This window comes from Lysinibacillus sp. RC79, from assembly GCF_041262405.1.
In the GTDB taxonomy this organism is placed as follows: Bacteria; Bacillota; Bacilli; order Bacillales_A; family Planococcaceae; genus Lysinibacillus.
Genome location: NZ_JBGCCD010000026.1, coordinates 57386 through 73415 on the forward strand (window position 1 = coordinate 57386; position 16030 = coordinate 73415).

The following is a 16030-nucleotide window of genomic DNA, read 5'->3' on the forward strand; positions in this document are numbered from 1 at the left end:
AATCACATTCGCTCCTAATTATAACTGAAAATCATTCCCAATTGCGATGAAGTTTTTCGAGACACGTAATATCTTGATATTGTTGTAGCATGGTAATCAACCCTTAACGCCTCTACTACCATCATGCTTTTTAATCCAACCTTCAGCATATCGAAAACTTCTTTCTTGTTTTTAATTCACCTTCTTTGCATACAAGTGTATACAAAAGTATACACTTCGTCAATATCAACTTAGTTTTGCCTTAACTAAAAAAACCACGCAAGCTTTTCGCTCGCGTGGTTCCTTCTTACAAATCATCAAAGCCGTTATCTTCTACATTGACCTTCACATATTGGCGAGAACGTTGCTCGAAGAAATCTGTTTTTCCTAAGTCAACATCCTCATACGCTTTAACCCACTTCAATGGATTTTTGCGATAACCTTCAAATGGACGCTCTACGCCAAGCTGATTACAGCGTACATTGGCATAGAAATGTACATAATCGTGCACATCTTCGACATCGAGGCCTGCAACTTTATCGCCAATCACTTCATTGGCCCAATCGATTTCTAGCTGAACGGCTTCACGGAAGATCTCTTGGACACGAGCTGCTCGTTCAGGTGTATCGTATTCAGGATATTCCTCTAATAGCTCCTGATAAATCTTCACAAATAAATCCACATGTAGCTGCTCATCGCGATTAATATAATTAATCATCGTTGACGTGGCCACCATCTTTTGATTGCGTGCTAAATGATAGAAGAACGCAAAGCCAGAATAGAAGAATAAACCTTCTAAAATCACATCATAAACAATCGCTTCTAGCATATTTTCAACAGTTGGCTCCTCTGAAAATGCTTGGTAGCCCTTAATAACGAAATCATTCCGTCGCTCTAGCACTGGCTCTGTACGCCAAAAGTCAAACGTACGATCCTGCTCGTCTTTGTTCACAATACTTGATAGCACATAGGAATAAGAGTGATTATGGATTACCTCTTGTTGCGCTAAAATAATCATGAGTGCATTCAAACTTGAATCTGTTAAATAATCGGCTACTTTCCCCGCAAAATCTGTTTGTACACTATCTAATAGTGCCAGCAAGCCAATGATTTTTAAAAAGGACTCCTGTTCATCTGCTGATAGACCTGGAAACTGTTTGACATCATTGCTCATATTAATTTCAAACGGTGTCCAGAAGTTACCTAGCATTTTTTTATACTTTGGATAAGCCCAGCTAAAACGGACATCATCCCAGTTTAAAATGTTAGAAGAGCGTCCGTTCACGATTCCTGTTGAACGGTTCGGTGCATCCTTATCCATAATTTGTCGTTTTGTAATAGTTGTCATTGTTACTTCCTCCTAGCTCGCGCAAGACTCACATTCTAGCAATTCTACAGACGTTGAGCGCACATAATAAGTCGTTTTCACACCGCTCGCCCAAGCATTCATATGCAATGCTAGTAAATCTTTCGCCTTAATCGTATTTTGAACATATAAATTAAGTGAAATGCCTTGGTCGATATGACGTGCTCGTGCAGCATTTTGCTTGATTGTCCAATTTTGATCGATAAAATAAGCAGATTTATAATACCAAGTCGTCACAGGTGATAGATCTGGTACTGTTACTGGAATTTTGTAATCCTTCTTCTCCTCTGAATAACTCTTCTGGAAGATCGGATCAATCGTAGCTGTACTGCCCGCTAAAATGGATGTTGATGAGTTAGGTGCAACTGCCATGACATAGCCGTTACGCATACCTTTTTCAGCAACCGCGGCACGTAATGCATTCCACTTATGACTGTCATAGCCACGTTTGTCAAAATACGCACCAGTATGCCAATCTGAACCTTCAAATAATGGGTAGGCTCCTTTTTCACATGCCAAATCGTTAGAAGCACGAATCGTTAAATAGGCAATTTCCTCATATAGCTTGTCCGCAAATTCTACAGCTTCCTCAGACTCCCATTGAATTTCTTTCAAAGCTAATAAATGGTGCCAGCCAAATGTTCCAAGCCCAATACCACGGTAGCGTAAGTTCGTACGCTCTGCTTGTTTTACTGGAATTGTATTTAGCGCAATAACGTTATCTAACATACGTACTTGAACTGGGATCAATCGTTCTAGAACACCAGCCGGAACTGCTCGGCCTAAATTGATAGATGACAAGTTACATACAACGAAATCTCCAGGCTTGCGACGCGTTACGATGACATCATCCTCTAGGGTAATCGACTCAAATTCAGTAGCTGACATATTTTGGAAAATTTCTGTGCACAGGTTCGAACTGTAAATCATCCCTTCATGCTTATTCGGATTCATGCGATTGACTTCATCTCGATAGAACATAAACGGCACGCCTGTTTCAAGCTGTGAGCGCATAATACGCTTCATAATATCAATGGCTGGTACGACTTCACGACTTAATAATGGATTCGCGATACATTCCGCATATTTTGTACGGAAAGAGCCGTCACCCTTTTTCTCATCGTAGGAATCCTCTAATGAGAAGCCCATGACCTCTCGCACTTCATGCGGATCAAATAAATGCCATTCCCCGCGTTCCTCAACAGTTTCCATAAATAAATCCGGTAAGCACAGCCCTGTGAAAATATCATGGGCACGCAGACGCTCATCCCCATTGTTTAAGCGTAAATCTAAAAACGTAAAGACGTCTTTATGCCAAATATCTAAATAAACAGCAATAGCTCCTTGTCGTTGACCTAGCTGATCGACTGAAACCGCCGTATTATTAAGTTGTTTAATCCATGGTAAAACGCCACTTGATGCACCTTTAAAGCCTTTAATAGATGAGCCTCGGCTACGAATTTTGCCCATATAAACTCCAATGCCACCGCCGTACTTCGATAATGTTGCGACATCTGTATTCGTGTCATAAATACTTTGTAAACTATCATCTACTGTATCGATAAAGCAGCTAGATAACTGTCCATGTGTTTTACCTGCATTCGATAATGTCGGTGTGGCAACAGTCATATATAAATTACTCATCGCCCAGTAAGATTCACGTACTTTTTCTAAACGATTTTCTGTTTCATCCTGCATCAGGGTCATCGCAATAACCATCCATCGTTCCTGCGGTAGCTCCACTGGTGTTTTCGTGTAATCTCGGACTACATAGCGGTCCATTAATGTTTTTAAACCAATATACGTAAACAACTCATCTCGACTTGATTCTAAAAAAGAAGCGAGTTCCTGAAGCTCCTGCTCACTATACTTTGTTGTTAAACTTTCATGATACAAACCAGCTTCTGTATAGTGTGCTAATTGTTCTGGGAAAACTTTATATACATCCTTCACTGAAACTCCACGGCGCATTGCAAATTGATCATATAGTTTTTCTAAATAAACTTGAGCTGCAACAAATGTCCAGTATGGCTCCTCCTCATCAATGAGGCTAAGCGTTTGTAAAATCATCGCATCTGCCCATGCTTCAAATGTGGCATTGTCGTTTTTTCGTAGCCATCGATCCGATAACCTTACAAAACTTTCGAGTTCATCCTCCGTGTAACTTTTCTTGAGCTTAGTCATTTGCTGTTCGATTTGAATTGTCATGTATACATTCTCTCCCTTTCCTTCTACAGCAACACAAAAAACGATCACGCAACATTTATCGGTTACGTGATCGCTGTAAAATCGGAAATGGAAATGAAGGACATGCACACAAAGAAGTGAACAAATCTCTCGCCTCCACTTCTCAATCCCCGAAGAATGTGTTGCTGTCTTGAACATCTCGGCAGGTCTCCTGGCTCATGCTTCCTCCAAATGATGGCCTTCCCGTTCTTCACAGTGGCCTATTCATCATTTGTCAGCACTTACAGTTGCGGGGACAGCTTCGGCCTAAGATGACTCTTTTTCCGAATTCCCTTTTAAACCATATTGGTACCGCTCGTCCAAAATACTATATATTGTGTTTTAACTCCTAAACAAATCTAACATATTGTGTTTATTGTTGCAATAGGCGTTTTGCACTTTAAAATTTTTAAAGTGCTACATTTTCTCGAAGCAAGCCCAATTACAATGCAGTTTTACGTAGTTTTTCAAAATTTCTAGGGAATTTTTTTTGTGCTAGCTGCTCTTTTTCTGGCTGTATTCCTAGCAAAACTACTGCACATGGACCAGCCGATTTCTCAACATCTAACGGACTTTTAACTTGTTGCTCGCCAAAAAGCCGGGTAAATTCCGCTTGTAAACCTTTTGACCCAACTGGCCATACTTGCTGCACTATTTCCTCTTTCCACGCCTGAAAAATAGGTTGCAGCTGTGCGACATCTTCAGGTTGGGCAAGAATTTCATTGCCTACAAGCGGTAGTCCATAGGTGTACCAACTAAGCTGCTCATGCATAGTCGCTGTGCGTTTTTGCTGCTCACCTAGCATCGTTATAGACAAGCCTGATTGTAGAGTCGGCATATTGGACTCTGTACTACCGTCTATTTGCGGACAATTAAGACCCGCCTCATCAAAAACCTGCTGAATGCCCGTAACATAACGAGACCATGCTGCATCCCCTGAAAAATTAGCGAGTAAAATATGGCTTGGTAAAGCATTTGCAGCAAGCTGCTCTAAAAAAGTAACACGTGCCGTTAAGTATGCCGTTAGTTTGTCTGGAGCAGACACAACATCTTGTGGTTTTTCACCAATTGCTGCGGAATTATCTGTTGTAGCAATCAGCTCACCTATTTTTATTGCATTTCTCAATGTACTCGACCTTCCTTACGCACAAACACCTTAGAGAGAATTGGCATCGCAATTGCAACGATCACCAGATTTATGAGTGTTGCCAATGGAAGACTAGTCAGTGACGCCCAGTAAAATGCCGGACTAATGATAAAGTAAAATGGTAAGGGTGCCACAACGCCATTTAATATAAATGCCACAGGCCATTTCCAGAAATGCATTCCTTTTTTATGCATAACCCCAAAGACCCATACAACAATAAACATTTCTACTGCGATAATAATATGCAGTGGTCCATATAGAAAACCCGAAGTTAAGGCTGAAATCAAATGCCCAATTGCCCCTGCAACCCCTGCTAATACTGGAGATAAAAATACAACGCTTAAAAATGCAGGAGCAGCGTCAAGCGCAGCAGTTGTAATAAATGGTGTTGGAATTTTAATGACTGCACCCACTGCACAAATTGCCGCTACCATAGCTGTAAGCGTCAACTTCATCAATTTTTGTCGATCCATTCCATTTCCTCTTTCCTTTTATATTTAGTGATTTGCTCATTATAACGTGTGGTTGATTTCCGTTCCGACTGGGTGCTTTGTTGCTGTCGCTTCGCTTTCGCACAGATAAAACATTGTTGCTGTCGCTTCGCTTTCGCACAGTTAAAACATTGTTGCTGTCGCTTCGCTTTCGCACAGTTAAAACATTGTTGCTGTCGCTTCGCTTTCGCACAGATAAAACATTGTTGCTGTCGCTTCGCTTTCGCACAGTTAAAACATTGTTGCTGTCGCTTCGCTTTCGCACAGATAAAACATTGTCGCTGACACTTTGCTTTCGCGCAGAGCAAAGCTTCCTGGGGGCGTCCGATGAGATGCTGATCCCCAAGGAGTCACCCAGCCTTCACTCCAATCAACTTAATATATATAGCATACGTTTTAACAATCGTCATCCCCAACATTTTTTATGAAAAGCATTCTAAATTTTTCAAAAACTATATCATTTGATTTGTTCTCCTATACCGTACCAAATGCGTACGACTTGTTCGGCTTCAGCAAATAATGCCTGGTACAAACGCCCACATGTATCGCGCAATAATCGCGCCTGCTTTTCCATCGGCACTACTCCACGTCCCATATCGGTCACTATAATATACAGGGCACAATTTTCTTCAAGAGTCTTTAGTCTTGTCAAAATGGTTCTAACAAGAGGTTCATCATCCTCAAGATCTTGTGTCACGAGCCACTTCTCTAAGTTTTTAATAACTAGTACATCACAGGTAGGAGTACCATCAGGTAGATCGCCATCTACTAGCTCAACTTTTTGTCCTGCAAGCAAATTCATGACATAGTCGGTTTTTCCACTATAGGCGCCTCCGATAAAGACATGCATCTCGCTCCCTCCTCCCAAGCCTTTCTTGTAAACGTTAAAGAAAACATTTTATCATGCGGTGATTGATACGACCAAAAAGATTGCTCAGTCGGTGCAAATTCTACAAGAAGTGCTCGAATCACTCCACCATGGACAACGAGATGATAAACATCTTCACCTTTTGGTAGTACAGTGAACCCTTCAATGACACGTGCACAAAAAGCATCAAAGCCTTCCCCCTTTGGAGGTGGTGACTGAACGGGATCATCTAACCATGCACAATAACGACTATCTGATTTTAAGTCCTCATATGTGCGCCCTTCAAATTCACCGAAGTTCGACTCTCGAAATCTCCTATCAGACACGTATATTGCATTCGGAAAATAATGAGCAGCTGTTTCCCTACAACGCAGCAAATCACTACCATACACCTTCGTGACATCTTGATCTAAAATAGCTAGCAAAGATGCATCAGCTAATGAAGAATCTGTCCAGCCGATATAACGCTTCTCCAAATTTTCCTTAGTTGGTGCATGTCTCATTAAGTGCACAATAACAACGTCACCCACAGAACAACCTCCATTCCTTCAATTGATGCACCAAGTAAATCTCCAGAAACGCCACCAAAGTTTCGCACTGTAAATTGACGAAAGACTAAAAAGGCAATCGCTAATACAGCCATCAACACGAATGGAACAATGGTGAAGCCTACGACAAACAACAAACTGCTATACGCTACAACTAGTGTTAAAAGCATAAAGCAAATAAGTAATCCCGGTTTAATATGTGTTTTAAAAAAGTAGGCTAGCCCCTTTTCTTTTGAGCACTTGAGCGACATAAAATAAAAGCTCATGCCTACTCGTGTTAGTAACGGAATAAACACAAGCATCCACAGCGCTAACTTATACTGTACGAATAACTCATGCAGTATGACAAATTTGCCAAGCACTAAAAATAGCACGGATAGCACTCCAAATGCGCCAACACGTGGATCATCTAAAATTTCAAGCCGCTTCTCACGATCTCGATACGAAAAATAAGCATCCCCCATATCAATAAAACCGTCTAAATGTAAACCACCCGTAAATAAGGCAAATAATCCGACAATCACAAAGGTAAGCAGGATCTCACTGCTTGCCGTCCATTCTGTCAAACCATAGATTACCGCCGCCACTGCTGTACCCATGAGAGCCCCTATCCACGGCAAAAAGGCGAACATCCCTGTAATAGTTGATTTAGTTAAAGGAATTTCTTTATGTACCGGCAAAACTGTAAAAAATTGAAATGCAAGTTGTATGCTATGCCAGAAATTTTTCATCGTCTTGCCTTCCTTCTTTTTATTTTCAAAGTGTCATTCATTATTTCCATTTCTTTACGACACCATAATTTATTTCATATGCCTCATCCGCTATAGAAACGAACCATTGATGTAATCTCCCAAGGGTTTGTCGGTATAATTCTACTTCCTCGCTAGAATATGGAGGCTCATCGAATAATTCGTTCGAGACGATAAAAAACGTCACCCTTTTCTCAAGTAACGTCTCTACCGCTTTTTTTAAAACATCAAGCTTTTGCTCTAAACAGCCAGGTTGTTCCACACAGGGAGTTCCCGTGTCAAAACCCTCGTAAAAAGCATTTGTCAGCCAAGTCGTAACACAGTCCCATAACACAATATCTCCATCGGTCAGTTTATGTAATGTATTTGCTATGTCATAAGGTGCTTCTATCGTCAGCCATTCAATATTTTGTGCACGTCTGTCTGCCTGATGACGCACTATTCGCTTCTCCATCTCATGGTCCAATGCTACTCCAGAAGCAATATAAATAAGTCGTCGCGCTTGGTTAAACTCTGTTTGATAGTGAGTAACAGCCGCTTTTTCAGCAAAGTGGGATTTACCACTGCGTACTCCCCCTGTAATGAAAATCAGTGGCATTAGTTACGCCTCCTATTGTAAATGTTGAATGTTACCGATATCTTTCACGAGCCATCGTTGCTCGACTTGTTCAATAATCGTGACACTTGTACCATTAATAAATGGTTCTGCCCACAGCTGATTGATGCTGCGCCCTAAAATGGCGTTAATGATGCATTTAATCGTTACAGCATGTGACACAATTAAAACATTATTTTCGGGATATTTTTCTGCAATTTTCTTTAACGTAAACATGGCTCGTTCTGTTACCGTACCAAAGCTTTCCGTATGGGTTGCGACGAATTGTCCAGGATAATCGGTATATAATTCATAGTCAAGGCGATGCGTAGTCATAATGTCCTCAACGGTTTTTCCTTGCCAATCTCCTAAAAAAATCTCCCGTAAATTATCCTCATAATAGATTGGAAGCTGTCGATTACCTAGAAGAATATGCATCGTTTCCTTAGCACGGCCACTTGAACTGCTGTATGCCGCTGTAAAAGAGACATTCTCCAAATGATCTCGAAGTTTTTCTGCATGTAAAATACCATTTTCAGATAATGGCGAATTTAACCATCCCTGTAGCCGCTGCTCTTTATTCCACATCGTTTCACCATGTCTCACTAAATAAAAAGTTGTCAACTTTCTCACCCCTAATTTGCAATCAATTATGCCCCGGCATAATTGCGTCCGGAATCGGCTTTGTGCTTAGGCCTGCACGATGCAGGTCAGTTAGCCGTTATCGCATGGATGCGATGGTTTTAGGCTAACATCCCCTAAGCACTCCTTTCCGATTCCGTGACATCCGCCGGAGGCTTTAGGCCAACACGAAGTTGGTCACTCAGTCGTTGCCACAGGACGTGGCGTTCTTAGACTGAGTTCCTCTATTTCAGCGAATGATTGGACACCCGCTGAAAGGAGACTTAAAACCTCATTCATTTCACCAACTAAAGAGGTGGGAGACTTCTGCTGAAAGAAGTTAAACCACTCCTGCAAACAATTCTGTAAATATGTCATGGCTGCAATATCCTTAATTCCAATTCGGAACCATTCACCATTTAAGCCCATAAAGTTTTTTGTATGGCGCAGCACGACGCCCTTTGATAAACAGTATGTAAAAAATGTATCTGCTTGCTGATTTTTTGGTAATGCAAAACATACATAATTCGTTACACTATTCGTCACCTGACAACCATTTTCTTGTAAATAGCTCTGTAGCGCTTCCCGTTGATTTTTAGCATAGGCAATGGCTTGCTCACAATATACATGTTCATCTAAACAGCCTGTACCTATAACAAGGGCAAAGGCATTCAAGTTCCAATGCGGTAGGATAGACTTTAGATCAGCAACAACTATTGGGCTCGCCACTAAATAGCCTAAGCGTAATCCTGGAATCGCATACATTTTTGTCATCGAACGAACGATGATCAAATGAGGATTTTCTGCCACATATTGGATCAATGAACAGGCTTCATCTACCCAGTCAATAAATGCCTCATCAATGACAAGCTCACAATTGACCTTTGCACCGTGAGAGATTAATTCGAGAAGCTCCTCTTTCTTTGGAAGCACCCCCGTCGGATTGTTCGGTGTACAAATATATAAAGCATCTGCGTTCACCATTTCACGCTTTAGATGCTCCATCGGCAATGTGTAGTGGACAATATCCTCGACAATAATCGGCACAATTTCAGCGCCTACTGCTGTTAATGTTCGTTCATATTCTGAAAAAGTTGGATGTACGATAATAACACGCTTATTGGCGTAGCATCTCACTAGAACACTAAAAAGCTCCGATGCACCATTGCCTAATAATATAGAATCTTTCTGAACATCATGAAAAACTGACACCTTTGATAAAAACGGCTCACCGTCCGGATCTGGATAACGTTGAATAAGCGGATAAAATGTCCGCCAACGCGCCTCAACAAACGGGGGTGGCCCTGCCGAATTAACATTTTCGCTAAAATCATACACCTCTTCGGGCATATTAAGTCCTAGCTGATGATAAACATTTTGCGGATTTGCTCCGTGATTAGGTAATTGCAAAAATTAACACCTCCACTGCTAACATAACAAGCGTAAAGAGCAAGGTCGCAATACGCATATGAATCACAGACGTTGCAATATGCTCTTTTGTTAATGGAACTAATTTCTCGCCCATTATTGCTCGATATGATACGACACCCTGATATGTATTTTTTCCACCAAGCTGTACCCCCAATTGAACAGCTGTCGCTGCTTCTAAATAACCACTATTAGGACTTGGATGTTTTTTCGCATCCTGTGCCCAACGTTTTAAGCGCTTACCGAGAGATACGTTTGTTTCATTTTTCGTACCTAGTACCATCAATAGGCCAGTTAATCGACTTGGTATAAAATTGAGTACATCGTCTAGCTTGGCAGCAAACATACCAAAATCTTTATATTTCTCGTTTTTATAGCCAATCATAGAGTCTAACGTATTGACAGCCTTATAGCCCCATAACCCTATTGCGCCAAATAAGAAGGCATAAAATAAAGGAGCTGTTACCCCATCACTCGTATTTTCTGAGACCGTTTCCACAACACCACGTACAATCTCATCCTCATCAAGCTTCTCCGTATCACGTCCGACAATCCAAGAAAGCTTCACGCGAGCTTCAGCAAAATCGCCTTTGACGAGCGGTTCGTAGACAGCCATCGCCGCTTCCTTCAAGCTACGCTGTGCTAGTCCAATCCCAATTAATAAGCCCTCAACCAAGATGCCAAATAGCAGACTTACCCGATAGCATAGTAGCATAATAGCCGTCACAACAAACATCGTTGTGCCAACTACAGCGAGCGCCATCACCATGCCACGGAATTTTCTCATTCTTCCTTTATTCCATAATTCTGTTTGAGATTGAATGAGTTTCCCAATCCAGCGTACTGGATGAGGCATTTTAGGAGGATCACCCACTATTAAATCAAAAACAAGCCCGATGATACAGGCAATCATCAGTGCCATCATATAGGATTCTCCTCCTTATCTTTTTTATATTTTTGAATGGCCTCACGCATCGTTTCATAAACACCGTGGCCAATAACTTTTCCTAGCATCGTAATCGGTCCTGCATATTGATGGTAGTCACCTTCCTCTGTTGAGGCAATCAACAAGCTATCTGTTGAAGTACCTGTAGCTTGTGTACCCGTTGTTGGATCTGTTATGCCCTCATCCATAAGTGCCTTGACCTTTGCCTCTGTCGTAGAAATCATTGCCTGAAATAAAGCCTCATCCGACAATCTCCCATTTATTAGTACCCACGTATTAATAGTCCCAGCATGATACTGCTCCTGACGATGGAAGGCACGCGTAATATCGACAGCATTGCCAAGACCAGCCGTAATCATTATGACAAGATGAATTCCTTCATATGTAAACTCACGAATTGTTGCATACCGGGCATAGACAGCCGTCATCATCGCCACCGTATTATCAATGGGAAAGCCCTCTGACTGTAAAAATCGTTGTAATTCTAGCTGTGGTTTTCGTTCATCATACGTATAGGGCACTGAACGATTCATCAAATGTGTATAAAAGCCAAAGCCCGGATTATGTACTGCTGAGGATACGACCTTCATCGGCGAACCTGTTTGGATGGCAACATAATGGTCGGAAATATGAATATCTTCTTTGCGTAGTACAGGCATGATCTCGCCTCCTATTCAGAAAATAAAAAAACAAATTCTTACAAAGAAGAATTTGTACTGTTCATTCGTGAACTACCCATCACTTAAAACCTAACAGTTTTTGAAGTGGGGGCTTCTCGACTAATCGCTTCTTTTAGTAGCCAACGAAAACTGACCGAGCTATCCCTCTTGTTCCAAGAGTTCTTTTGCTACGCTAAGGATAATAAGCGCAATCCATCATGCTTAATGTTGATAGCGGCATTCCAGTCCCTGTCTGCTACAAACCCACAATCACAGTGGAACGTACGCTCAGAAAGTGATAGGGACTCCTTTACTTGACCACAATTGGAACAAGTTTTAGAAGAAGGAAACCATCTGTCTATTTTGATCAACTTTTTCCCTTGCTCCTCTAACTTATACCTAAGAAAAGTTGTGAACATGCCCCATGCATTATCTGCAACGCTTTTACCAAAATGGAGGGCTTGTATGTTGAGATCTTCGATCACCACGCAATCATAGCTTTTTGCTACTTTATGCGATTCCTTATGCAGAAAGTCTTTCCGTTGGTTGGCGATTTTTTCATGTAACTTCGCTACTTTAAGACGCTGTTTGTGCCAACGATTAGTATCTTTCTTTTTGCGTGATAGAATACGTTGTTCCTTCGCTAATTTGTCCAAGGCTTGCCGATAGAAACGAGGGTAATTGGCTGTCTTACCTTCTTCGCTATCTACAAATAAGCCATTCATGGAAAAATCTAACCCAACAACATCTTGTACTTCTTTTTGTATATATTGATGTTCATATTCGGTAAGAATAGAAACATAATATTTTCCCGTTTTAGTTCGAGATACCGTACAAGACTTGATGATATGATGGGTCGGAATCTCCCGATGTTGCTTTATTTTTACAAGTTTTAGTTTCGGTAATTTGATAGAGCCATCCAAAAGCATAATGTTTCCGTTTACCACATTGGTTGTGAAGGATTGTTTTGCCTTACGATTTTTGAACTTCGGAAATTTGGCACGACCAGAAAAGAAATTGTTGTATGCATGCTGCAAATTCAGTTGAGCGTTTGCCAAGGCAAGGCTGTCTACTTCTTTAAGCCATTCAAACTCTTTTTTATATTTAGCAGGAGTCGGGAATTTTTGACTCTTTAACGCTTCTTTGTCGTCCTTGAACTGCTCATACATTTCTTCTCGCTCCGAAAGCATTTTGTTGTAGACAAAACGAACACAACCGAAAGTTTTCGCAAGAAGTTTCTCTTGTTCTTGCGTTGGATACAGACGAAACTTATAGGCTTTGTTTGCCATATCAAATCACCTCACTTCATGCCTTATCTTCTATTATAAGCATTAATGAATTTTGATATTTCTGGGATATAACAATCTTTCATCTATCCAACCTGATTATATCATGGCAAAAAAAGAGACAACTTTAGGCTACATCTAACCGAAGTTCATCTCCCGCTTTAACTGGTGCAGTCACACATTCACGCTTAGAAGTGGGAAACTTCTTTTAGAGGGAAGTTAAATTACTAGTCTGTCCCAAATATAAACCTTTTGAATTTTGTACAGCATCACAACTTCATAATACTCAAATTATTTTTTTTTTTGAAATTGTATCACAAATCCGTATTTTATCACAATCCAATTTCGAGAAATATTCCGTTATTGCTTTTGTTTTAAGGTTTTAAAACGAATAATGGATCCCGCAATGATAAACACCCAGCCAATACCGATATAGACAATTTTCATCGTTTTTGTCGAGGACGGTAATATATCCATGATCGTTAAACAAACAAATAGTATGCCAATCATTGATAGAAACATACCAATCGATAATTTTTTCAACAGAAAGACCTCCAATCAATGTACGCCCTTGATTTTACCGTATTCCCGTCAAAAAGAAAACACTAATCCAGTTCAAGGATTAGCGCTGTAAACGAGCAGTCATTTATCTGTACCAAAAGCTAAGAGTCAGGTACCAAGATTTCTACCCAACATTTAGCGAAAGGCAAAGAAATTAGGTAGGACATTAACTGGCCGTTCAGTGGGGATGAAGAACCCCCACCGATTAAGCTTTATTTCCTTACACTCTCACATGTGCAAAAAATTCCCCATAAAGTGCTTGTAAAATTTGATTTTCAAATTCTTGTAGCACACCGAATACTAGACTAACTTCAGATGAACCTTGATTAATCATCTCTATATTTGCACCTGTTTTTGAAATCGCAGTTGCAGCACGTGCCGCTAGACCTGTGTTATTACGCATGCCTTCGCCTACAATAACAATCATAGAAAAACCATGACGCATTTGCACATCATCCGCATTTAACTCATTTTTCACACGAGAAAGAATTCGTTCTTCATTTTCTAGTGTTATTTGATTTGAACGCATAATGACTGAAATATCGTCTAAACCAGACGGTGTATGTTCATATGAAATATTTTCATCTTCTAAAATTTGTAGAAGTTTACGTCCAAAGCCTACTTCCCTATTCATCAAATATTTTGACACATATAAAGTTGAAAAGCCACTGTCTGCCGAGATACCTGTAACCGGACGTCCTGTTACAGAGCGTCTTGGTACGATACGAGTACCTGGGGCTGATGGATTATTTGTATTTTTTATGTTAACGGGCACCCCAATCTTGTAAACAGGCATTAATGCTTCATCATGGAAAACAGAAAAGCCTGCATAGGATAATTCGCGCATTTCGCGATACGTAATTTCTTTAATTTCCACTGGATCATTCACAACTTTCGGATTCGCGGAAAACACACAATCCACATCCGTAAAGTTTTCATAAAGCTCTGCTTCAACAGCAGCTGCTAAAATAGAGCCTGTAATATCAGAGCCACCGCGGTCAAATGTACGCAGTATGCCCGCTTTAGTGTAACCAAAGAAACCTGGGAATACAATAATTTCCTTGGTATATTTTAGAGGCGCTAAATTTGCATAAGCCTCTGGTAAAGCATACGTGCGTTCAGGTAAATCATTGACGACCAAACCATCTTTTGGACTTACATAGCGCGCCGACATACCGATTGAATTAAAATAAGTAGCGATTAGCTTCGCGTTATTGTCTTCCCCTGCCGCTTTGATGCTATCGATAAATAATTCCTTATTCGATTGATCACCTTGTACACGTTCACGTAAATCTTCAGCGATTACATCACAAATTGTATAATCTAACTCCAAACCATCCGCAATCGCCATAAAGCGATTCACAACGATTTGCAATTCTTCTTCAATATCTTCATTTTTTAATGCTGCCATTGCTAAATTAATTAATAAATCAGTTACCTTTATATCGTCACCAGAACGCTTCCCAGGTGCAGAAACGGCTACGATTTTACGTGCCGGATTAGATTTTACAATGTTTGCTACTTTTTGAATTTGTTCTGCGCTTGCTACAGATGTTCCACCAAATTTACATACGATCATAACCATCAAATCCTAACTTTTTTAATTGAATGTATTCCTCCAAAAAACAATTGAATGTACACAGTGTACAAATTATCGTTCCCCACGTCAACACAATTTAAAAAATTCACGCAATTAATCGATAGAAAATGGACAATTTTCACACTGTTTGATTTATTATACGGATTTCGTATGAAATAGTTAAGGTTTTTGCAAAATTTTTTCGCAGAATTCCTATATTCGTACAAATATTTGTCTGAACTAGCTGAAATCATCAAATTTACAGAATTTTTTAATGCTAGATCTGACATGACAAACCAATCGCGTCTTACGAATATAAATGTGGATATCAATATGAACAATTTTGCTTGTATAAGATAAGATGTAGCACTTAACAGCAGGATGTGGATCATTATTACAACAAGTCGTAATTCTTCGGAATGACTATCCCAAACTGATTAGCCAATCAAGGTTTTATACCCTTCTCTTTTAAGTGTCGTAATAAAACAAGTAATGAAGTGTACATCATGCAAGAACGCTTTTGTGCTTACTTAAATTAGCAAGTGGTTTTCAGCATATTTGATTAAATTGTAGTGCCTTTCTTCTATATTAATTGAAGAAAACGCTTTCCCCATTATGATATGCTGAAAAAGATGTGATGTTTGTGCTATTTAGAATGATGTCAAGCTATTCTTTTTTTGATTTTTTATCTGTTTTAGGCGGGGATTGCTTTGAGTTGCGTAGGTTTCCGCTTTTATGTTGTGGAGGGCTGTATTCGTTGGAATCTGAGCAGTTTTTCGGGTGACCTGATCAGGTTTCTCTTGGACCTGAGCAGATCTTCGGGCAACCCGATCAGATTTCTCTTGGACCTGAGCGATTCTTCGGGTGACCCGATCAGATTTCTCTCGGACCTGAGCGATTCTTCGGGTGACCCGATCAGATTTCTCTCGGACCTGAGCGATTCTTCGGGTGACCCGATCAGATTTCTCTCGGACCTGAGCG

General features: G+C 40.4%; 15 protein-coding genes, 1 pseudogene and 1 riboswitch. All 16 genes and pseudogenes read right to left on the reverse strand.

The genetic code is table 11. From position 1 onward, the window contains the following. Positions 1-286 precede the first annotated feature (286 nt). Positions 287-1327: a ribonucleotide-diphosphate reductase subunit beta gene (locus ABH968_RS20305; RefSeq protein ID WP_370046916.1), complete on the reverse strand. Its 1041-nt coding sequence runs from the start codon at positions 1325-1327 to the stop codon at positions 287-289. A gap of 12 nt (positions 1328-1339) precedes the next feature. Then, positions 1340-3601, reverse strand: a complete 2262-nt coding sequence (locus tag ABH968_RS20310) for a ribonucleoside-diphosphate reductase subunit alpha (RefSeq protein ID WP_370046945.1) — start codon at positions 3599-3601, stop codon at positions 1340-1342. 114 nt (positions 3602-3715) lie between these two features. Continuing rightward, positions 3716-3903, reverse strand: a riboswitch (cobalamin riboswitch). A gap of 110 nt (positions 3904-4013) precedes the next feature. Beyond that, positions 4014-4697: a hypothetical protein gene (locus tag ABH968_RS20315; protein ID WP_370046918.1), complete on the reverse strand. Its 684-nt coding sequence runs from the start codon at positions 4695-4697 to the stop codon at positions 4014-4016. Next, on the reverse strand, positions 4694-5191 hold the full coding sequence (locus ABH968_RS20320) for an ECF transporter S component (RefSeq protein ID WP_370046920.1): 498 nt from the start codon (positions 5189-5191) through the stop codon (positions 4694-4696). Before ABH968_RS20320 ends, ABH968_RS20315 begins: the two co-directional genes overlap by 4 nt. A gap of 475 nt (positions 5192-5666) precedes the next feature. Then, complete coding sequence (locus tag ABH968_RS20325; RefSeq protein ID WP_370046922.1) at positions 5667-6059, reverse strand: bifunctional adenosylcobinamide kinase/adenosylcobinamide-phosphate guanylyltransferase; 393 nt, start codon at positions 6057-6059, stop codon at positions 5667-5669. After that, positions 6008-6607, reverse strand: coding sequence for a histidine phosphatase family protein (locus ABH968_RS20330; protein ID WP_370046924.1), 600 nt, complete (start codon positions 6605-6607; stop codon positions 6008-6010). The genes ABH968_RS20325 and ABH968_RS20330 overlap by 52 nt, the downstream gene beginning before the upstream one ends. Continuing rightward, a complete protein-coding gene (gene cobS / locus ABH968_RS20335) occupies positions 6580-7356 on the reverse strand; it encodes an adenosylcobinamide-GDP ribazoletransferase (protein ID WP_370046925.1) in 777 nt (258 codons plus the stop codon). The genes ABH968_RS20330 and cobS overlap by 28 nt, the downstream gene beginning before the upstream one ends. 40 nt (positions 7357-7396) lie before the next feature. Further along, entirely contained in the window at positions 7397-7972 is a 576-nt protein-coding gene (locus ABH968_RS20340) for a bifunctional adenosylcobinamide kinase/adenosylcobinamide-phosphate guanylyltransferase (protein WP_370046927.1), read from the reverse strand. A 12-nt stretch (positions 7973-7984) separates the two neighbouring features. After that, entirely contained in the window at positions 7985-8593 is a 609-nt protein-coding gene (locus tag ABH968_RS20345; RefSeq protein ID WP_370046929.1) for a histidine phosphatase family protein, read from the reverse strand. A 195-nt stretch (positions 8594-8788) separates the two neighbouring features. Further along, a complete protein-coding gene (locus ABH968_RS20350) occupies positions 8789-10000 on the reverse strand; it encodes a pyridoxal phosphate-dependent aminotransferase (RefSeq protein WP_370046931.1) in 1212 nt (403 codons plus the stop codon). Beyond that, complete coding sequence (gene cbiB / locus ABH968_RS20355; RefSeq protein ID WP_370046933.1) at positions 9987-10943, reverse strand: adenosylcobinamide-phosphate synthase CbiB; 957 nt, start codon at positions 10941-10943, stop codon at positions 9987-9989. The genes ABH968_RS20350 and cbiB overlap by 14 nt, the downstream gene beginning before the upstream one ends. Continuing rightward, entirely contained in the window at positions 10940-11623 is a 684-nt protein-coding gene (locus ABH968_RS20360; RefSeq protein ID WP_370046934.1) for an adenosylcobinamide amidohydrolase, read from the reverse strand. The genes cbiB and ABH968_RS20360 overlap by 4 nt, the downstream gene beginning before the upstream one ends. A 188-nt stretch (positions 11624-11811) precedes the next feature. After that, on the reverse strand, positions 11812-12912 hold the full coding sequence (locus ABH968_RS20365; RefSeq protein WP_370046936.1) for an RNA-guided endonuclease TnpB family protein: 1101 nt from the start codon (positions 12910-12912) through the stop codon (positions 11812-11814). Between the two features lie 357 nt (positions 12913-13269). Then, entirely contained in the window at positions 13270-13452 is a 183-nt protein-coding gene (locus ABH968_RS20370) for a hypothetical protein (RefSeq protein ID WP_053482065.1), read from the reverse strand. A 238-nt stretch (positions 13453-13690) separates the two neighbouring features. Continuing rightward, the gene (locus ABH968_RS20375) at positions 13691-15049 is read right to left on the reverse strand and encodes an aspartate kinase (RefSeq protein ID WP_370046938.1); all 1359 of its coding nucleotides are present in this window, start codon (positions 15047-15049) and stop codon (positions 13691-13693) included. 650 nt (positions 15050-15699) lie between these two features. Then, positions 15700-16030, reverse strand: a pseudogene (locus ABH968_RS20380) (hypothetical protein); the annotation flags it as partial.